The sequence below is a fragment of the Actinospineispora eucalypti genome (genome assembly GCF_039543365.1).
Taxonomy (GTDB): Bacteria; Actinomycetota; Actinomycetes; order Mycobacteriales; family Pseudonocardiaceae; genus Pseudonocardia; species Pseudonocardia eucalypti.
On the sequence record NZ_BAABJP010000020.1, the window covers coordinates 35,074 to 53,728 of the forward strand.

Consider the following 18,655-nt stretch of genomic DNA (forward strand, 5'->3'; position numbering starts at 1 on the left):
ACCGCTCCCCTTTCCATCGAAGGCGCCGTGTCCGTCGAAGGCGCCGTGCGGAGCGCCTCGGCCACCTCGGCGGCGGCCCGTTCACCGGCGGTCACCACGCCGTCCAGCCCACCTCGACCACCCGGCGCACCCCAATTCGTGTAATCGTTGCAAGAAGTAGCCGGGACGCTACCGCGGCGGAAGCACTCGTGCAATGACTGCAAGAACTCCCCGCCATGCCCGTACAGGCAAGGCGGTGGGCCGGTTTGGGCATTGGTGCCGGCCGCGCGGCCGGGTCAGAATGGGTGACCATGACGGCCGAGCCGACCACGGGATGCCCCATCGCCGCGGACTTCGACCCGCTGGCCCCCGCGTTCGTCGCGGACCCGCACCCCGAGCTGTCCCGGCTGCGCGAGCGGTCCCCGGTCTGGTACTCGCCCAAGCTGGACCGCTGGGTGGTGACCGGCTACCGGGAGATCGAGCACATCCTCGCCGACCCGGCCACCTTCTCCGCCGTGGAGGCGCAGCGACCGCTGCACCCGCCCTGCCCGGAGGCGGCGGAGATCCTCGCCGGTCTGCCCCTGGTCCCCACCATGTCCAACTGCGACCCGCCCGCGCACCGCCGCTACCGAACCGCGATGACCAGCGCGATGTCCCCCCGCCGGGTCGCCGGCATGCGACCGGTGATCACCCGGCGGGCCACCGAGCTGATCGACCGGTTCGCCGCCGACGGGCGCGCCGACCTGGTGCCGGCCTTGTTCTTCCCGCTGCCCGCGCTGACCGTGTTCGCGCTGATCGGGCTGCCCCTCGCGGACGCCGACCGGATCAAGGCGTGGTGCGCGGACAAGCTCGAGGTGAACTGGGGGCGCCCCACCCGGGACAAGCAGATCCGCTCGGCGCTCGGCATGCGCGAGTTCTTCGACTACGTCGCCGCGTTCGTCGCCGGCCGCCGCCGGGAACCCGGTGACGACCTGGTCGACCAGCTGATCGCCGACGAGCGGTCGCTCACCGACCCGGAGATCACCAGCCTGGTCTTCGCTCTCAGCTTCGCCGGGCACGAGACCACCACCAACCTGCTGGGCAACCTGACGCTGCACCTGCTGCGCCGGCCCGGCCTGTGGCTGGAGATCACCGAGGACCGCTCGCTGATCGCCGGCGCGGTGGAGGAGGCGCTCCGGTTCGAGAGCTCGGTGCCCATGTGGCGGCGGGTCACGACCACGGAGACCGAGGTCGGCGGGGTGCGGCTGGCGGCGGGCAGCCGGCTGGTGCTGGCCTTCGCCGCCGCCGACCGGGAGCCCGGGGTGTTCCCCGAGCCCGACCGCTTCGACATCCGGCGGGCGAACGCCCGCCGCCAGCTCTCCTTCGGCCGGGGCATCCACCTCTGCCTGGGCGCCGGGCTGGCCCGGCTGGAGTGCGAGATCGTGGTCAACCTGATGGCGGACCGGTTGCCCGGGCTGCGCCTGGCCCCCGGCGCGTCGCCCCGGTTCACCCCCAACCTGTCGTTCCGGGGGCCGCTGGAGCTGCCCGCCCGGTGGGCGGGCTCGTGAGTGGCGAGTGACGCTATGGCGTTACTCGCCACTCACGGGGCTGGGCTGAGCCCAGCCACCGCCCCGATAACGATGATCGCCGGCGGCCGCACGCCCGCCGCCACGGCTTCTTCGCCCACCTTGGCCAGCGTGCTGCGCAGCGTGCGCTGGTCGCGCAGCGTGCCGTCCTGGATCACCGCGACCGGAGTGTCCGCCGGCCGGCCGTGCTCCACCAGCACCTCGGCGAAGGCGGCCAGCTTCTGCACGCCCATGAGCAGCACCAGCGTGCCGCGCAGCCGGGCCAGCGCCGGCCAGTCGATCAGGGAGGCCGGGTCGTCCGGGGCGGCGTGGCCGGAGACCACCACGATCTCGTGCGCCACGCCCCGGTGGCTGACCGGCACGCCGGCCGCGGCCGGCGCGGCGAACGCACTGGTCACCCCGGGCACCACGGTGACCGGCACGCCGGCCTCCACGCAGGCGAGCAGCTCCTCGAAGCCCCGGCCGAACACGAACGGGTCACCGCCCTTGAGCCGGACCGCGAACTTGCCCGCCTTCGCCGCCTCGACCAGCGCGGTGTTGATCGCCTCCTGCTGCATCGCCCGGCCGTACGGGATCTTGGACGCGTCGATCACCTCGACGTGGGACGGCAGCTCCTCGAGCAGGCGCTGCGGGGCCAGCCGGTCGGCCACCACCACGTCCGCCCGGGACAACAGCCGCCGGCCGCGCACGGTGATCAGCCCCGGGTCGCCGGGGCCACCACCGACCAGGGCCACCCCGGGCGCGGCGGGCTCGGCCGAGTCGCTGATCACGCCGGCCTGCAGCGCCTCGACCAACGCGGTGCGCACCGCCGCCGAGCGGCGCGGCTCGCCACCGGCCAGCACGCCGAGGGTGAGCCCCTCGTGCTCCCCCACCGCCGGCGTGACCGCGCTGCCCAGCTCGCCGGCGTCCGCGCGCACGCAGAAGATCCGGCGCCGGGTCGCCTCGGCCACCACGGCGGCGTTCGCCTCGGGGTCGGAGGTGCAGGCCAGGGCGTACCAGGCGTCGGCGAGGTCGCCCTCGGCGTAGCGGCGGCGCACCCACTCCACCCGGCCGCCCGGCTCGATCAGGCCCTCCACCACGGCGGTCGCCGACGGGGAGATCACCTTGACCCGGGCCCCCGAGGCGAGCAGGCGGGGCACCCGGCGCTGGGCGACCGAGCCGCCGCCGACCACCACGACCAGCCGATCCCGCAGTTCCAGGCCGACCAGGTAGTGCGGGTCAGCCATGCTCGGTCCGGCTCCGCTTACGGGCCAGCCGGCGCAGCTGCAGGATCCGCAGGTAGCCGGGGATGGCGACCAGCAGCACGCCCAGCGCGGCGGCGAACAGCAGCGCCACGCCGATCGGCATGCTGCCCTCGGCGCCGAAGAACCGGATCCGGGCCGGCTCGATGTTCTGCACGATGAACACCAGCAGCAGCACCAGCACCACGGCGGACAGGATGATGCCGGTCCACAGCCCGCTGATCCGGGTGTGCTTGATCTCCAGGTCCGGCTCGCGCTCCGACTCGGGAACCACCGTCGCCGGGCCCTCGGGCTCCCGGACGGCGGGCAGCGCACCCAACCCGTTCGTGCCGTTGCCGTGCGTGCCGTGCGGCAGCCCGGCGTGCGGCGTCACCGGACCGCCGTTCCCCTCCTCGACGGGTCCTCGATCTTCGGGATTTTGCTCGTCCGCCATCTCGCGGTCCCTTCAGATGCTGGCCAACGCGGTCCGAGCGGAGTATCCCCCGAGGCGGCGCCGGTGTGTCGGATCGGGGCCACCTGCCACCCCTATGCATGATCCGCATAACTTTGTCGGCATGAAGATGCGCTTGACCGGCCTACTGCTGAGCTGTGTGCTCCTGGTGCTGGCCGGCTGCGGAGGGCCGGTGCGCGGCGCCGGTGAGTCCAGGGTGAACGGCGGCTTCGAGCAGTACACCCTGGGCAACGGGCTGCGCGTGGTGCTGCGCGAGGACCACCGGCTGCCGGTCGTCTCGACCAGCCTCTTCTACCACGTCGGACCGGCCGACGAGGTCGCCGGCCGTACCGGGTTCGCGCACCTGTTCGAGCACCTGATGTTCGAGGGCTCCGGGCACATCCCGAACGGCGAGGCCGACCGCCTGCTGAACACGGCCGGCGCGACGGACGTGAACGGCAGCACCAGCTTCGACCGCACCGACTACACCACCACCGTGCCGTCCAACGCACTCGAGCTGGCCCTGTGGCAGGAGAGCGACCGGATGGGCTTCCTGCTCGACGCCCTCGGCCCGGCCGAGCTGGCCAACCAGCAGAGCGTGGTGCGCAACGAGCGCCGGCAGACCCACGAGGCGGCGGCGCTGGGCAACACCGAGGACGCCGTGTACCGCGAGATCTATCCGCCGGGCCACCCGTACCACGCCAACATCATCGGTTCGCACGAGGACATCCAGGCCGCCCATCTGGACGAGGCGCGGGACTTCTTCCGCCGCTACTACGTGCCCAACAACGCCAGCTTGGCCATCGTCGGCGACATCGACCCGGCGGCAACCAAGGCGATGATCGAGAAGTACTTCGGCGGCATCCCTCGGGGCGCGGAAGTGCCCCGCCCCAAGGTCGACGCCCCCGCACTGACCGGCGAGAAGCGGGTCACCATGACGGAGAACGTGACGCTGCCCGTGGTGACCATGGCCTGGCTCACCCCGGCGGTCTACACCCCGGGTGACGCGGAGAGCGACCTGGCCGCGCACGTGCTGGCCGGCGGCCGGGCCAGCCGCCTGCACGACGCGCTGGTGCGCCGCGACGAGATCGCCCAGCAGGTCACGGCCACCCAGTACTCCCTGGCCCTGGGCTCGCTGTTCAGGATCCAGGCCACCGTCCGGCCCGGGCACAGCCCCCAGGAGCTGGAGGCGGCCATCCAGCGGGAGCTGGACGCCCTCAAGGCAAACGGCCCGACGCCGTCCGAGCTGGCGGCGGCCAAGGCGACCATCCGGACCGACCTGCTCTCCAACCTGGAGAAACCCTCCAAGTGGGCCGCGTCGCTCAACACCTACAACCTGTACACCGGCGACCCCGGGTACCTGGACCGCGACCTGCGCCGGTACGCCGACGTCGCGCCCGAGGCGGTCAAGCGGTTCGCCGCCGACCACCTGCGATCCGACCGCCGGGTGGTCATCCACACGCTCCCCGGCCAGGCCGTGCTGCCGCCGGAACCTCCCACCCCGCCGGCGCCCCCGGCCGCCCCGCCGAGGCCGCCGTCGGCCGAGCCGTGGCGCAACACGCCGCCCCCGCTCGGCCCGCTGCCCACCACCCCGCTGCCCCGCGCGCAGCGGTTCGAGCTGGCCAACGGGCTGCCCGTCTACCTGGTCGAGTCGCACGCGCTGCCGCTGGTGGTGGCCTCGGTCACCTCGCGCTGGGGCAGCGCCGCCGACCCGGCCGCGCAACCGGGGCTGGCCGGCTTCACCGCCGACCTGATGGACCAGGGCACGCCCGGCCGCGACGCGCCCGGCATCGCCCGGGAGATCGACTCGCTGGGCGCCGAGCTGAGCGTGAACGCCGGTGTGGACGGCAGCACGGTCCAGGTGTCCGCGCTGAGCGAGCAGCTCGGCCCGGCCGTCGGGATGCTCTCCGATCTGGTGCGGTCGTCCACCTTCCCGCCGGCCGAGGTGGAGCGGACCCGGCGGGCCCGGCTGGTCGACCTGGCCAAGTTCGACCGGACGGCGATCGCCGACCGGGTGGTCAGCCGCGAGGTGTACGGGGAGAACCACCCGTACGGCCACCCGGCGGCCGGGCGCGAACAAGCGGTGGCCACGATCAGCCGGGACGACGTGGTGCGATTCCACCAGCAGGCGTTCACCCCCGGCAACTGCGTGCTGGTGCTGTCCGGGGACCTCACCCTGGAGGCGGCCAAACGGCTGGCCGAGGACGCCTTCGGCGGCTGGTCCGGCCCGGCGACGCGGACCCCGAGACCGGGCCCGGCCACCCCGACCCCGGACCGAGTGCTGGTGGTGGACAGCCCGGGCTCGAGCCAGACCACGCTGCGGGTGGCCCAGCCCATGGTGGCGGCCAGCCACCCCGACTACGACAAGCTGCGGGTGCTGAACGAGGTGCTCGGCGGCGGCACCACCGGCCGGCTGTTCGCCAACCTGCGGGGCCGCCACGGCTACACCTACGGCGCCTACTCGACCCTGTCCCGCACCCGGGGCGACGGCACTTTGGCTCTGCGCACAAATACGCACACCCCGGTGACCGGCGCCTCGGTGCGGGAGATGCTGGCCGAGGTGTCCGGGCTGCGGGACGCCCCGGTGACCGCCGACGAGCTGAACCGGGCCAAGCAGTCGATCATCCAGCAGCTGCCGACCGAGTTCATCACCAACAGCGACGGCGCCGCGACCGCGCGCTACCTGTTCCTGCACGAGCTGTCGCCGGACTACTACGAGCAGCTGGCCGCCCGGGTGGCGGCGGTGGACGCCGACCAGGTGCTCCAGGTCGCCCGGGCGCACCTGCGGCCGGACCTGATGAAGGTGGTCGCGCTGGGCGACGCGGCGGCGATAGTCCCGCAGCTGCGGGACCTGAACCTGGGGCCGGTCACCTACCGGGGCACGGACGGCACGCCGAGGCCCTGACGGTCGGCGGCGAACCGCGTGCACGCGGCCACGAACCGGGCCACCGACTCCGGCTGGCCGGCCGGGTGGGTGTGCAGGTAGGAGGCGTGCACGCCGCTGGCCACGAACCCCTCGGCGGTCGGTTCCGGCGCCGACCAGCGCCAGGCTGGTGGCATTCCGGCCGCCGGTTCCATGGCGGTGCGGTGGAACTCGTGCCCGGTGGCCCGCCGGCCGGTGGCGAACAGGGCCGAGTCGGTCACCGCCACCGCGTCCCGGTAGCCCAGCCGCAGCCGGGGGGTCATCCGGCCGACCGCCGGCAGCACCCCGCACATCGGGTGCCCGTCCAGCTCCCGGCCCAGGTAGAGCAGGCCGCCGCACTCCGCGTGCACCGGGGCGCCGGCGCGCGCGAGCGCGGCCACCTCGGAGCGCAGTGCCGCGTTCGCGGCGAGCGCCGCGCCGTGCTCCTCGGGGAACCCGCCGGGCAGCACCAACCCGGCCGTCCCGGCCGGCAGCGCCTCGTCCCGCAGCGGGTCGAACACCGCCACCGTGGCGCCCGCCGCGGCGAGCAGTTCGGTGTGCTCGGCGTAGCCGAAGCTGAACGCCGATCCACCGGCCACCGCGATCACCGGCGAAAGTGACTGAACCACGCTGCCGAAGTGACTGAATCGGGCTGCTGGAGTGACTGAATCGGGTTGGAGCTCGTCGGTGGGGGTCCAGGGTTCGCCGGGGTCGACGGGGGTGGCGGCGGCCTGGATGGCGGGGAGGTCGAGGTGGGTTGCGGCCAGGGTGGCCATGGCGTCCACCGCCGCCAATGCCGCCGCGCCGCGCTCGGCGGCGGTGACCAGGCCCAGGTGCCGGGACGGCACGGCCAGCGCGTCGCGGCGGGGCAGCGCGCCGAACACCGGCAGGCCCACCTCCTCGCAGGCGTCCCGCAGCACCTGCTCGTGCCGGGGGCTGCCCACCTGGTTCAACACCACGCCGGCCAGCCGGGTGCCGGGCCGGAAGGTGGCGAACCCGTGCAGCAGGGCGGCCAGGCTGCGGCTCTGCCCTCGGGTGTCCACCACCAGCAGCACCGGTGCGCCGAGCAGCCCGGCCACGTGCGCGGTGGAGCCGTCGGCCGGCTGGCCGGTCCCGTCGGGAACGCCCAGGCGGCCGTCGAACAGGCCCATCACGCCCTCGATCACGGCCAGCTCGGCGCCCGCCGCGCCGTGCCCGAACAGCCCCCGCACCCGGTGCGCGCCCACCAGCACCGGATCCAGGTTGCGCCCGGGGCGGCCGGTGGCCAGCGCGTGGTAGCCGGGGTCGATGTAGTCCGGGCCGACCTTGAACGGGGCCACCGAGGTGCCTCTCCGGCACAGCGCGGCCATCAGCCCGGTGGCCACCGTGGTCTTCCCGCTGCCCGAGGCCGGCGCCGCGATCACGATCGCGCTGGTCCGAACCGTCATAACGGTTCACCCGTTCGACGGCACGTGCTTAACAACCTGTTAATCGGTGACCTCACTTACCCTCTTTCGGAGGACGCAGCCGGGATCATCTCATGCAACAGTGATCACAGACGGCGCTCCCCCCGTCGCCCTTTCGATCTTCGAGGAGTCGCAGTGCGGGTACGTGCCCTGGCTGTCACCTTGGCGGCCACCGCAACGTGTCTGATCGCCAGCTCCCTGACCCACGCCCCGGCCGCCCGGGCCAAGGAGTGCACACGCCCGCGCGGGCCGCTGGTCGCCTACGGGCACAGCTACCTGAACTCGCCGCAGATCGGCGGCGCGACCACCAGCTACGCCGGCCTGGTGGCCTCGGCGCTGCAGGTGCGGCCGGTGATCCGCGCGGTGAACGGCGGCACCACGGTCAACGTGGACAAGCTGGTGCACTCCGGCCCGACCCGCTGGGTGCCCGGCAGCGCCGAGATGGTGGTGATCGACTCCGCGATCAACGACATCCAGGACAAGCTGCCGGCCGAGCGGTGGACCGGGGCGCTGCGGCACACCCTGTCCGCGTTCGCCACCCCGCCGGTGCCGGAGATCCTGCTGCTCAAGCCGCTGCGGGTGAGCGCGCGCAACCACCCCGGCCGGGATCCCAAGGTGATCGCCGCCTACGCGGCCAAGCAGGCGGCCGTGGCGGCCGAGTTCTCCGCCGTGCGGATCGTGGACGCGTCCAGCGGGTGGGACCCCGAGGAGCACCTGTCCAAGGACGGCATCCACCCGAACGACGAGGGCGAGAAACACATCGCGCGGGCGCTCAACCGGGCGGTGCGGGACGGCGGCTGCCGGTCGTAACGCGCAGGCGTGCCTGGTGGATCTATGCCGAGCGAGCGGCGATTCAGATTGGGTCTCGCAAGGCGGACGACGAGTCGATAGCGGAGCTATCGGCGAGGAGGACAACGCCGCGAGACGCGATCTGGGCGCCGCGCAGCCGGCTGGATGATCCACCAGGTACGCCTACCACTCGATGCCGCGCTGGCCCTTCTGGCCGGCGTCCATCGGGTGCTTCACCTTGTCGGTGCGCAGCACCAGGTCGGCGGCGTCGACCAGTGCGGCCGGGGCGTCCCGGCCGGTGATCACCACGTGCTGGCGGCCCTCCCGGGCGGCCAGCACCTCCACCACCTCGGCCACGTCCACCCAACCCCACTTCAGCGGGTAGGTGAACTCGTCCAGCACGTAGAACCCGTGGGCCTGTGACTCCAGCCGGCGGCGGATCTCCCGCCAGCCCTCCAGCGCGGCGGCGGCGTGGTCCTCCTCGGTGCCCGGCTTGCGCGACCAGGACCAGCCCTCGCCCATCTTGTGCCACTCCACCGGCCCGCCCTCGCCGGTCTGCTCGTGCAGCCGGCCGAGCGCGCGGAACGCGGCCTCCTCGCCGACCTTCCACTTCGCCGACTTGACGAACTGGAACACGCCCACCGACCAGCCCTGGTTCCACGCCCGCAGGGCCATGCCGAACGCGGCGGTGGACTTCCCCTTCATCTCGCCGGTGTGCACCATCAGCAGCGGCCGGTTGCGCCGCTGCCGGGTGGTCAGCCCGTCCTCCGGTACCTCGGTCACCTGTCCCTGAGGCATGTCCTCACGCCGCCTTTCGTGCGGCGTGCACCACGCCGGCCACTCGGTCCGCATCCAGCTGGGCCATCGGCACCAGTGCGCCGCCGGCCGCCGCCGCGACCCGGCCGGCCAGCGCCAGCCGCACCGGCCCCGACTCGCAGTCCACCACCACCGTGGCCACCCCGTCGGCCGCCAACAGCCCGGCGGCCCGCAGCGCGTCCCACAGCGGATCGCCCCCCGGCCGGGCGGCCACCGTGGCCCGCCCGTCGGTGAGCAGCACCAGCAGCGGGCGCCGGCGCGGGTCACGCAGCCGCTCGGCGGCCAGCACCCGGCGCGCCCGCAGCAACCCGGCGGCCAGCGGGGTGCGCCCGCCGGTGCGCATCCGGGTCAGCCGGGGCAGCGCGGCGGTCACCGAGGACGTCGGGGGCAGCAGCAGCTCGGCCTCGGCGGCCCGGAAGGTGATCAGGCCGACCTTGTCCCGCCGCTGGTAGGCGTCGCGCAGCAGGGAGAGCACCGCGCCGCTCACCGCCGCCATCCGCTTGCGGGCGGCCATCGAGCCGGAGGCGTCCACCAGGAACAGCACCAGGTTGCCCTCGCGGCCCTCGCGCACCGCCAGCCGCACGTCCTCCCGGTGTACCAGCAGTCCCGCGCCGGACCGCCCCCGGGCGGCCTGGTGCGGCGCGGCGGCCGACAGCGTGGCCGGCAGGTGCAGGTCGGCCAGCTTGGCCGGGCCGTTGCCGGCGTCGCCGGCCCGCACCACCCGGCCGTACTCGGTGCGCGCCCTGGACCGCCGCCCGGGCGCGCCCTCACCGATGCCGGGCACGCTGAGCAGCCGGGCGCGGAACGGGCTCGTGGGGGCCGGCACCGGCCGGCTGGCGCCGTCCCCGGAGGGCTGGGCCTGTCCGTTGGAGCCGTTCGTGGAAGGCTCGGGCAAGGCTTCCGGCCGGGGAGCACCGCCCCCGCCGTCCGGACCACTGTCGTCGGGCCCCTGGCCGTCGGGACCGCCGTTCGGGCCGCCGCCGTCCGGACCCCGGTCGTCCGGGCCGTCGGGACCGCCGGGACCGCCGGGCGGCGGCTCGTCGGTCGGGTTCGCCGCTTCGGCGGCCCGGTCCAGGGCCTCGTCCAGCGCCCGCTGGTCCAGATCGGGCTCGTCGAACGGGTCGCGGCGGCGCCGGTGCGGAAGGGCCAGCCGGACCGCCACCCGGATGTCCTCCTCGCCGACCAGGTCGGCGCCGCGCCAGGCCGCGTGGGCAGTGGCGGTCCGCGCGGTCACCAGGTCGGCCCGCATGCCGTCCACCTCAAACTCGGCGCACACCGCCGCGATCCGGCGCAGCTCGGCGTCCGGCAGCACCACCCGGGGCAGCCGTTCCCGAGCGGCGGCGATGCGCTCGGCCAGCGCGTCCTCCTCCGCCGCCCAGCCGGCCGCGAACCCGGCCGGGTCGGCCTCGAAGGCCAGCCGGCGGCGGATGACCTCGGTGCGCACGTCGACGTCCCGCGACGCGGCCACCGCCACGGTCAGCCCGAACCGGTCGAGCAGCTGCGGGCGCAGCTCGCCCTCCTCCGGGTTCATGGTCCCGACCAGCAGGAACGCCGCCGCGTGGGACAGCGAGACGCCGTCCCGCTCCACGTGCGAGCGGCCCATCGCCGCCGCGTCCAGCAGCAGGTCCACCAGGTGGTCGTGCAGCAGGTTGACCTCGTCCACGTAGAGCACGCCCCGGTGCGCGGCGGCCAGCAGGCCGGGCTGGTACGCCCGGACCCCCTCGGTGAGCGCGCGCTCCAGGTCCAGCGACCCGATCAGCCGGTCCTCGGTGGCGCCCACCGGCAGCTCGACCAACCGGGCCGGCCGGCGCACGGTTTCCGCCCCCGCCGGGTGCGGGCCGTCCGGGCAGTCCGGGTCGGGGGCCGCCGGGTCACAGCCGAAGCGGCAGTCCTCGACCGCGACCAGCCCGGGCAGCAGGTCGGCCAGCGCGCGGACCACGGTGGACTTGGCGGTGCCCTTCTCCCCCCGCACCAGCACCCCGCCGATCGCCGGGTGCACGGCGGTCAGCAACAGGGCCAGCCTCAGGTCGTCGTGGCCGACAACGGCCGAGAACGGGAACTGTGCGCGCCCAGTCTTCACGGCACCAGCTCGCGCTTGCGGCGGCGCATGGGCAGGTGCTCGATGCCGTCCCAGTCGTACGGCTCGCCGACCGGCACGAAGCCATAGCCGGTGTAGAAGTCGGCCAGGTAGCGCTGCGCGTCCACCAGGCAGTCGGCGTCGCCCACCTCGGCGAGCACGGCGTCCATCAGGCGCCGGGACAGCCCGCGCCCCCGGTGCTCCGCCGCCACGCAGACCCGGCCCACCCGGTAGTTGCCGTCCGGGTCCTTGAGCAGTCGCAGGCAGCCGAGCACCGGTTCCGGGTTGCCCGAACCGCCCAGCCAGTAGTGCCGGGTCCTCGGCTCCAGGTCCCGCCCGTCCAGCTCGTGGTAGGGGCTCTTCTGCTCGACCACGAAAACGTCCACCCGCAGGCGCAGCAGCGCATAGAGGGTCTGCGGGTCCAGGTCGGCGGCCCAGGAGCGGTGCACGGTGGCGGGAAACAGTTCGCTGCTCACCGGCTCTGCCTACCATGCGAGCGCCGGGGACGGCGAGATCAGGCAGCGGTGACGATCAACCTCACGTCCGCCCGCGCGCGGCTGGGTGAAGGCTGGGTGACCCAGCCGCGGCGCGATGCGCGGCGACTGACCACCCCCCACGGCGGTCAGGCATGTGCCAGGTATGTCGCCGGTGCCACGGCCGGCGTTACGAAACGGGCGAGGGGAACACCGGTTAATGTCGGTGGTGTGCGGCATTTCGATCTGGTCATCATCGGCTCCGGTTCGGGCAACTCGCTGCCCGACGAGCGCTTCTCCCACCTGGACGTCGCCGTCGTGGAGCACGGCGTGTTCGGCGGCACCTGCCTGAACGTCGGGTGCATCCCCACGAAGATGTACGTGTACGCCGCCGACGTGGCCCGCGAGGTCACCGAGGCGGCCCGCTACGGCATCGACGCCACCCAGGACAAGATCCGCTGGGCGGACATCCGGGACCGGGTGTTCGGCCGGATCGACCCGATCTCCGAGGGCGGCCGCCGGTACCGGGCGGAGGGTGAGCCGAACATCACCCTGATCGCCGGGCACGCCGAGTTCACCGGCCCCAAGCAGCTGTCCGTCGCGCCGACCGACGGCGGGCCGGCCCAACAGATCTCCGCCGACCGGGTGGTGCTGGCGGCCGGTGCCCGCCCGAGCATCCCCGCGGTGATCCTGGACTCCGGCATCCCGTTCCACACCTCGGACACGATCATGCGGCTGGACGAGCCGCCGGAGCGGCTGGTCGTGCTGGGCGGCGGGTTCATCGGCGCGGAGTTCGCGCACGTGTTCTCCGCGCTGGGCAGCCAGGTGAGCATCGTGACCCGGGGCGACCGGCTGCTGCGGCACCTGGACGGCACCGTGGCCACCCGGTTCACCGAGGTGGCCAGGCAGCACTGGACGGTGCACACCAACGCGCCCCCGATCGGCTGCGCGGACTCCGGCCCCGGGGTGCACCTGGAGCTGGAGGACGGCACGGTCGTGGAGGGCGACACGCTGCTCGTGGCCACCGGGCGCACCCCGAACAGCGACCGGCTAGGGCTGGACCGTGCGGGCATCGCCACCCACGAAGACGGCCGGGTGGTGGTGGACGAATACCAGGAGACCAACCTCCCCGGCATTTACGCGCTGGGCGACATCTGCTCCCCCTACCAGCTCAAACACGTGGCCAACCACGAGGCCAAGGTGGTCGCGCACAACCTGGCGAACCCGGGGAACCGACGTAAGGCGGACCACCGCTACGTGCCCTCGGCGGTGTTCACCCGGCCGCAGATCGCCGAGGTCGGCCTCACCGAGGAGGAGTGCCGGGAGCGCGGGCTGCGCCACGTCACCTCGGTGCAGGAGTACGGCTCGGTGGCCTACGGCTGGGCGATGGAGGACACCACCGGGTTCTGCAAGCTGATCGCCGACCCGGCGACCGGCGAGCTGCTCGGCGCGCACGTGATGGGTCCCCAGGCGTCCACGGTGATCCAGCCGCTGATCCAGGCGATGTCCTTCGGCCTGCCGGCGCACCGGATGGCCCGCGAGCAGTACTGGATCCACCCCGCGCTGCCCGAGGTGGTGGAGAACGCGCTGCTGGCCCTGCCGCTGGACGTCACCTGAGACGTACTGTCCAGCGGTGACCGCCTGGGCCCGCTTCGACGATCTCCGGACGAACACCGCGCTGCGCTTCGGCCGGCCGGACCGGGTGATCACCGCCGAGCGTCCGGGCCAGGTGGCCGGGGCGCTGGGCGAGGTGGACCGGGCGACCCGGGCGGGCGGCTGGGCGTTCGGCTACCTGGCCTACGAGGCGGCCAGCGGGCTGGACCCCCAGCTGGCCACCCACCCGCCGGCCGAGGACGGGCCGCCGCTGCTCTGGTTCGGCGTGACCGGGCCGCCCGAGCAGGTGCCACCGGTGCGGCCCTCGGACGGCGGCGGTGCCGGGGAGCCGCCGCACTGGCACCCCACCTGGCGGGTGGACGACTACCACGCGCGCGTCGGGCGGGTGCGCGAGCACATCGCCGCCGGTGAGACCTACCAGTGCAACCTGACCGTGCGGCTGGCCGGCAAGCTCGACACCGGGGACACGCGGCTGGACCGGGTGTACGCCGACCTCGCGCTGGCCCAGCGCGGCGGCTACTGCGCCTACCTGGACCTCGGCCGGTTCGTGGTGGCCAGCGCCAGCCCCGAGCTGTTCCTGCACTGGCGCGGGGACCGGATCACCACCCGGCCGATGAAGGGCACGTCGGTGCGCGGCCGCGAGCCCGGCGAGGACCTCCGGCTCGCCGAGGCCCTGCGCGCCAGTGCCAAGGAACGCGCGGAGAACGTGATGATCGTGGACCTGATGCGCAACGACCTGGCCCGGCTGGCCCGGACCGGCGGCGTACGGGTGGAGTCGCTGTTCGACCTGGAACGCTACGAGACGGTCTGGCAGCTGACCTCCCGGATCAGCGCCCACCTTCGCCCGGGTCTGGGCCTCACCGAGGTGTTCCGCGCGCTGTTCCCCTGCGGCTCGGTGACCGGTGCGCCCAAGCCGCGCACCATGCGGCTGATCACCGAGCTGGAGGACGGCCCGCGCGGGGTCTACTGCGGCGCCGTCGGCTGGCTGGCCCCGCCGGACGCGCCGGAGCGCGCGCGGTTCAGCGTGGCCATCCGCACCGCGGTGCTGGACCGCGAGTCGGGCACCGCCGAGTACGGCACCGGCGGCGGCATCACCTGGTCCTCCGACCCGGCGGCGGAACACGCCGAGCTGCTGGCCAAGTCGGCGGTGCTGCACCACCGGCCCCGGGAGTTCACCCTGCGCGAGACGCTGGGCTTCCGAACCGGCGAGGGCATCCGGCACCTGGACGCGCACCTGGCCCGGCTGGCCCGCTCGGCCGACTACTTCGGGTTCACCTGCGACCTGGCCGCCGCCCGGACCGCCCTGTCCGAGGCCGCCGCCGAGCAGGCGGGCGACGCGATGCTGAGGCTGGGGCTGAACCGGGACAGCACGGTGGAGGTGGAGGCCCGGCCGCTGCCGCCCTCGCCGCCCGGGCCGGTGCGGCTGGCCCTGGAGCGGGAGCCGATCGACACCCGGCAGCCGTGGCCGTACCACAAGACCTCACTGCGCGAGCCGTACGCGGAACGGCTGCGCCGGCACCCGGACGCCGATGACGTCATCCTGGTGAACGAGCGCGGCGAGCTGACCGAGGCGACGATCGCCAACCTGGCTCTCCGCCTGGCCGGCCGCTGGTACACCCCGCCGTTGTCGGCCGGCTGCCTGCCCGGGATCGAGCGGGGGCGGCTGGTGGCCGACGGCACGCTCACCGAACGCGTGCTGGGCATTCCGGACCTGGCGGCGGCCGAGGCGTTGGCGCTGGTCAGCTCGGTGCGCGGGTGGCGCACGGCGGTGCTTGGCGGTTAGGTCACTGGATGCCGACGGCCTGGCGCAGCGCGCTGTCCGTGTTGGTGATCTTCTTGCCGTTGACCAGCACGGTCGGCGTGGAGTTGAAGCCCTTCTTGGAGGCTTCCTCGGTGACCTTGCGGGTCCACCGCTCGTAGACCTTGGTGTTCACGCACTCGGCGAACGCCGGCGAGGCGCCGGCCTGCTGGCCGTAGGCGAGAAGCTGCTGGTCCGGCAGGCCCTTGCCGCCCTCGGACGGCTGGTTGTCGTAGAGCAGCTTGGCGAACTGCGGGAAGACGTTGTCCTTCGCCGCACAGCCGGACGCCGCCGAGGCCCGCGAGGAGTACCGGGTGCCGCCGGACATGTCGTCCAGGTAGGCCACCGGGTGGTAGATCACCCGGGCCGTGCCCTTGGCCACCAGCTCGTCGATGGTCGGGCCGGCGTTCTTCTCGAAGTTGCGGCAGGCCGGACACTGGAAGTCCAGGTAGACGTCGATCGTGGTGCTGGCCTGCGGCTGGCCGACCACCAGGCCGTCCGCGATCACGCCGGCCGGCGGCGCGTTCAGCGCCTGGTTCTGCTGCTGGGTGCGGTAGATGCCGAACGCGACGATGCCGGCGAACAGCAGCACCACCACCGCTCCGATGATCAGCGCGAGCGAGGGTCCCCGCCGCTGGGTCACCACCGGAGCCGGGCGCCGCCGGGCCGTCTTCTTGGCCATCATTGGTTCTGGCTCACTTCCTCTCGCCTGCCGGCAAGCACCTTGTCGATCGCGAAAAAACCACTCGGCCAGCGGGCCAGCAGCAGCGCGAGCACGAACAGCCCGCCGTCCCTGGCCAGCTCAAGTCCATAGGTCGGGTCCTCACCGGCGGCCAGCTCGCCGCCGGACCCGAAACAGCCGCAGTCGATGCGCAGCCCGCGCGCCCACGCCGACGCGATGCCGATCACGAAACCCAGCATCAGCAGGGCGGAAACCAGCGCGCTGACCCGCACGAACGCCCCGACCACCAGCAGCACACCGAGCAGCAGCTCGGCGGCGGGCAGCGCGGAGCCGACCACCTGCGCACCCAGTTCCGGCAGCAGCTGGTAGGCGCGCACCGCGCGCACCGAGGCGTCCAGGTCGGTGATCTTGGCGTAGCCGGCGGCTATCCACACCCCGCCCAGGATCAGCCGCCCGATCAGCACCAACCAACCGGACAGGTCGGAAAGCCGCGCGGCGGCGGGCACCCCGGTGTCAGAAACACTCATCGGCGCTCATCGTGGCAAACCCGCTCCTGGCCCCCTCACCCGGGCTTCCCACGTTACGCGAAACTGCATGGGTGAACCTGCACGTCTGCTTCGTCTGCTCCGGAAACATCTGTCGCTCACCGATCGCCGAGAAGGTGTACGCCACCGAGCTGGCCCGCGCCGGCCTGGCCGACCGGGTCCGGGTCACCAGCGCCGGCACCGGTGCGTGGCACGCCGGCGAGCCGGCCGACGAGCGCGCCGCCGAGGTGCTGCGCCGGCACGGCTACCCTACCGAGCACACCGCTCGCAAGGTCAACTTCAACCACCTGGAGGCGGACCTGCTGGTGGCGGCCGACGCCGGGCACGTGCACGAGCTGACCAGGACGCTCGGCCGCGCGGACGCGGCCGAGCGGGTGCGCCTGTTGCGCTCGTTCGACCCGGCGGCGCCGGCCGGCGCCGAGGTGCCGGACCCCTACTACGGCGGTGACCGGGGCTTCGACCAGGTACTCGGCCTGATCGAGGCGGCCATGCCCGGCCTGCTGGACTGGACCAGGGAACGGCTCACCTGAGGTGAGGCCGGAGGAGTTGCCGGACGGCACGACGGTGGTCCGCAAACGGGGCGAGAGCGGGCAGGCGGCCGCCGAGGCGGCCGGGCTGAACTGGCTGGCCGATGCCGGCGCCGTTCCGGTACCCAGGGTGCTCGGCGCGGAGGACCGGGAGCTGGTGGTGGAGTACCTGCCACCGGCTGGGCCGGACGCGGCGGCGGCCCGCCGGTTCGGCGCCGGGCTGGCCCGGCTGCACGCGGCCGGCGCGCCCGCGTTCGGCGCCCCGCCACCCGGCGGAGCCTCCGAGGCCTGGATCGGCCGCGCCCCGATGCGCAACTCGCCCTCGCCCGACTGGCCGGACTGGTACGCCGAGCACCGGGTGCTCCGCTACGCCCGCCGGGCCCGGGACGCCGGCGACCTGACCGCCGACGAGTGCGCCGAGGTGGAGGCCGCCTGCACGGTGCTCGCCGACGTGGCCGGGCCGCCGGTCGAGCCGGCCCGGCTGCACGGCGACCTGTGGTCCGGCAACGTGCTGTGGAGCCGGGGACCGGCCGGGCGGGGTGGCCCGGGTGACGGCCGCGGCCGGGTGGAGGCGTGGCTCATCGACCCGGCCGCCCACGGCGGCCACCCGGAGACCGACCTGGCCATGCTCGCGCTGTTCGGCTGCCCGCACCTGGACGCGGTGCTCGCCGGATACCAGGCGGTCAACCCGCTGGCGCCGGGTTGGCCGGACCGGGTCGGGTTGCACCAGCTGTTCCCGCTGCTGGTGCACGTGGCGCTGTTCGGCCAGGGCTACGCGGCCGGCGCGCTGTCGGCCGCCCGCTCCGTGCGCCGGCTGGCCGACGGCATACCGTAGAGGGGTGCGGTTCCTGCTCAAGCCGGGTTGGGTGGCGTTCATCCTCGGCGTCATCGGCTTCGCCGTGGCCTGCTACACGCTGCTGGCCCCGTGGCAGTTCCGGCGCAACGCCGAGCGGGAGGCGCAGAACGCGGCGATCACCGCCTCCTACGCGCACGCGCCCGCGCCCCTGGCTTCCCTGGTTCCCGGCAACGGGCCGTCCCGCGACGTGGAGTGGCGGCAGGCCGTGGTCCGAGGCGAGTACGTACCGGGCGCCGAGGCCGTGGTGCGGCTGCGCAGTGTTCTGGGCCGGCCGGCGTTCGAGGTGCTCACCGCGTTCCGCACCGATGACGGCCGGACCGTCGCGGTGGACCGCGGCTTCCTGCGCCCCGACGACGGCAGCCAGACCGCCTCGGTGCCGCCGGCCCCCGCCGGTCCGGTCTCCCTGACCGGCCGCATCCGGATGGACGAGACCGACCCGCAGCACCGCCCGCCACTGGACAACGCCGGCCAGCACCAGGTCTACGCCGTCGACAGCCGGGAGTTGGCCCGGGTCACCAAGCTGCCGGTGCAGGGCGGCTACCTGCAGCTGGTGGAGAACCAACCGGGCGGCCTGGGCGCGCTGCCCCTGCCGGACATGGACGACGGGCCGTTCCTCTCCTACGCCTGGCAGTGGCTCACGTTCGGCGCCATGGCCCTGTTCGGCCTGGTCTACTTCATCCGCCTGGAACTCCTGCAACGCCGGGAACCGTCCGAGGACACCGCCGAACCCGAAGCCCCCGAGGATCCCCTCCTGGCCCGCTACGGCAAGTCCCGCTTCTGACCCGCCACTCGGCTCTCCCTCCCGAGGTCTCCCGACAACGCTTTGGCTCTGCGTGGAAATACGCAACGCCCGGCTTCGCCGGGTCAGTGTTGGCCTGGCCCAGGCTTGATCGCCAGACGTGGCGGTTGAGCGTCG

At 73.8% G+C, this 18,655-nt stretch carries 16 protein-coding genes; 8 read left to right on the forward strand and 8 right to left on the reverse strand.

The genetic code is table 11. The features are described from left to right. The first annotated feature begins 290 nt into the window (after positions 1–290). Entirely contained in the window at positions 291–1,526 is a 1,236-nt protein-coding gene (locus ABEB12_RS20765) for a cytochrome P450 (protein WP_185060441.1), read from the forward strand. A gap of 32 nt (positions 1,527–1,558) precedes the next feature. Here the strand turns inward: ABEB12_RS20765 and cobA are convergent, their stop codons facing one another. Beyond that, complete coding sequence (cobA, locus tag ABEB12_RS20770; protein ID WP_185060440.1) at positions 1,559–2,770, reverse strand: uroporphyrinogen-III C-methyltransferase; 1,212 nt, start codon at positions 2,768–2,770, stop codon at positions 1,559–1,561. Beyond that, a complete protein-coding gene (locus ABEB12_RS20775) occupies positions 2,763–3,218 on the reverse strand; it encodes a lipopolysaccharide assembly protein LapA domain-containing protein (RefSeq protein ID WP_185060439.1) in 456 nt (151 codons plus the stop codon). The genes cobA and ABEB12_RS20775 overlap by 8 nt, the downstream gene beginning before the upstream one ends. A 121-nt stretch (positions 3,219–3,339) precedes the next feature. Between ABEB12_RS20775 and ABEB12_RS20780 the strand changes: the two genes are divergently transcribed. Further along, a complete protein-coding gene (locus ABEB12_RS20780; protein ID WP_185060438.1) occupies positions 3,340–6,120 on the forward strand; it encodes an insulinase family protein in 2,781 nt (926 codons plus the stop codon). Here ABEB12_RS20780 and ABEB12_RS20785 read toward each other — a convergent pair. Continuing rightward, positions 6,087–7,544: a cobyrinate a,c-diamide synthase gene (locus tag ABEB12_RS20785; RefSeq protein ID WP_185060437.1), complete on the reverse strand. Its 1,458-nt coding sequence runs from the start codon at positions 7,542–7,544 to the stop codon at positions 6,087–6,089. The genes ABEB12_RS20780 and ABEB12_RS20785 overlap by 34 nt on opposite strands. Before the next feature lie 153 nt (positions 7,545–7,697). Between ABEB12_RS20785 and ABEB12_RS20790 the strand changes: the two genes are divergently transcribed. Then, positions 7,698–8,372, forward strand: coding sequence for a GDSL-type esterase/lipase family protein (locus ABEB12_RS20790; RefSeq protein WP_185060436.1), 675 nt, complete (start codon positions 7,698–7,700; stop codon positions 8,370–8,372). 162 nt (positions 8,373–8,534) lie between these two features. Here ABEB12_RS20790 and cobO read toward each other — a convergent pair whose 3' ends face one another. From cobO to ABEB12_RS20805, 3 genes are read right to left on the reverse strand one after another with little or no spacing between them, the layout of a single operon-like run. Next, positions 8,535–9,149 carry a cob(I)yrinic acid a,c-diamide adenosyltransferase gene (cobO, locus tag ABEB12_RS20795; RefSeq protein ID WP_185060435.1) on the reverse strand — a complete coding sequence of 205 codons (615 nt, stop codon included), beginning with the start codon at positions 9,147–9,149 and terminating at the stop codon, positions 8,535–8,537. Positions 9,150–9,153: 4 nt separating this feature from the next. Further along, positions 9,154–11,247, reverse strand: a complete 2,094-nt coding sequence (locus ABEB12_RS20800) for a putative cobaltochelatase (RefSeq protein ID WP_185060434.1) — start codon at positions 11,245–11,247, stop codon at positions 9,154–9,156. Beyond that, positions 11,244–11,720, reverse strand: coding sequence for a GNAT family N-acetyltransferase (locus tag ABEB12_RS20805; RefSeq protein ID WP_185060433.1), 477 nt, complete (start codon positions 11,718–11,720; stop codon positions 11,244–11,246). The genes ABEB12_RS20800 and ABEB12_RS20805 overlap by 4 nt, the downstream gene beginning before the upstream one ends. 228 nt (positions 11,721–11,948) lie before the next feature. Between ABEB12_RS20805 and ABEB12_RS20810 the strand changes: the two genes are divergently transcribed. Beyond that, positions 11,949–13,334 (forward strand): mycothione reductase, encoded by a 1,386-nt coding sequence (locus ABEB12_RS20810; protein WP_185060432.1) that lies wholly within the window; start codon positions 11,949–11,951, stop codon positions 13,332–13,334. 16 nt (positions 13,335–13,350) lie between these two features. Beyond that, complete coding sequence (locus ABEB12_RS20815) at positions 13,351–15,114, forward strand: chorismate-binding protein (RefSeq protein WP_185060431.1); 1,764 nt, start codon at positions 13,351–13,353, stop codon at positions 15,112–15,114. Position 15,115: 1 nt separating this feature from the next. On the opposite strand, the gene ABEB12_RS20820 is transcribed toward ABEB12_RS20815, so the two are convergent. Further along, on the reverse strand, positions 15,116–15,811 hold the full coding sequence (locus ABEB12_RS20820; protein ID WP_185060430.1) for a thioredoxin domain-containing protein: 696 nt from the start codon (positions 15,809–15,811) through the stop codon (positions 15,116–15,118). After that, a complete protein-coding gene (locus ABEB12_RS20825; RefSeq protein ID WP_185060429.1) occupies positions 15,811–16,338 on the reverse strand; it encodes a MauE/DoxX family redox-associated membrane protein in 528 nt (175 codons plus the stop codon). Before ABEB12_RS20825 ends, ABEB12_RS20820 begins: the two co-directional genes overlap by 1 nt. A 77-nt stretch (positions 16,339–16,415) precedes the next feature. Between ABEB12_RS20825 and ABEB12_RS20830 the strand changes: the two genes are divergently transcribed. Genes ABEB12_RS20830 through ABEB12_RS20840 form a run of 3 tightly spaced genes read left to right on the forward strand, consistent with a single transcriptional unit; the run spans position 16,416 to position 18,520 of the window. Beyond that, positions 16,416–16,886, forward strand: a complete 471-nt coding sequence (locus tag ABEB12_RS20830) for an arsenate reductase/protein-tyrosine-phosphatase family protein (RefSeq protein WP_185061314.1) — start codon at positions 16,416–16,418, stop codon at positions 16,884–16,886. 1 nt (position 16,887) lies between these two features. Beyond that, on the forward strand, positions 16,888–17,718 hold the full coding sequence (locus ABEB12_RS20835; protein ID WP_185060428.1) for a fructosamine kinase family protein: 831 nt from the start codon (positions 16,888–16,890) through the stop codon (positions 17,716–17,718). Between the two features lie 4 nt (positions 17,719–17,722). After that, entirely contained in the window at positions 17,723–18,520 is a 798-nt protein-coding gene (locus tag ABEB12_RS20840; RefSeq protein WP_185060427.1) for an SURF1 family cytochrome oxidase biogenesis protein, read from the forward strand. Positions 18,521–18,655 lie beyond the last annotated feature (135 nt).

Excerpts from the sequence above, each read along its gene's own strand:
- ABEB12_RS20765 (WP_185060441.1), top strand. The coding sequence starts at position 291 with ATGACGGCCGAGCCGACCACGGGATGCCCCATCGCCGCGGACTTCGAC.
- cobA (WP_185060440.1), bottom strand. The coding sequence starts at position 2,770 with ATGGCTGACCCGCACTACCTGGTCGGCCTGGAACTGCGGGATCGGCTG.
- ABEB12_RS20775 (WP_185060439.1), bottom strand. The coding sequence starts at position 3,218 with ATGGCGGACGAGCAAAATCCCGAAGATCGAGGACCCGTCGAGGAGGGG.
- ABEB12_RS20780 (WP_185060438.1), top strand. The coding sequence starts at position 3,340 with ATGAAGATGCGCTTGACCGGCCTACTGCTGAGCTGTGTGCTCCTGGTG.
- ABEB12_RS20785 (WP_185060437.1), bottom strand. The coding sequence starts at position 7,544 with ATGACGGTTCGGACCAGCGCGATCGTGATCGCGGCGCCGGCCTCGGGC.
- cobO (WP_185060435.1), bottom strand. The coding sequence starts at position 9,149 with ATGCCTCAGGGACAGGTGACCGAGGTACCGGAGGACGGGCTGACCACC.
- ABEB12_RS20820 (WP_185060430.1), bottom strand. The coding sequence starts at position 15,811 with ATGGCCAAGAAGACGGCCCGGCGGCGCCCGGCTCCGGTGGTGACCCAG.
- ABEB12_RS20825 (WP_185060429.1), bottom strand. The coding sequence starts at position 16,338 with ATGAGTGTTTCTGACACCGGGGTGCCCGCCGCCGCGCGGCTTTCCGAC.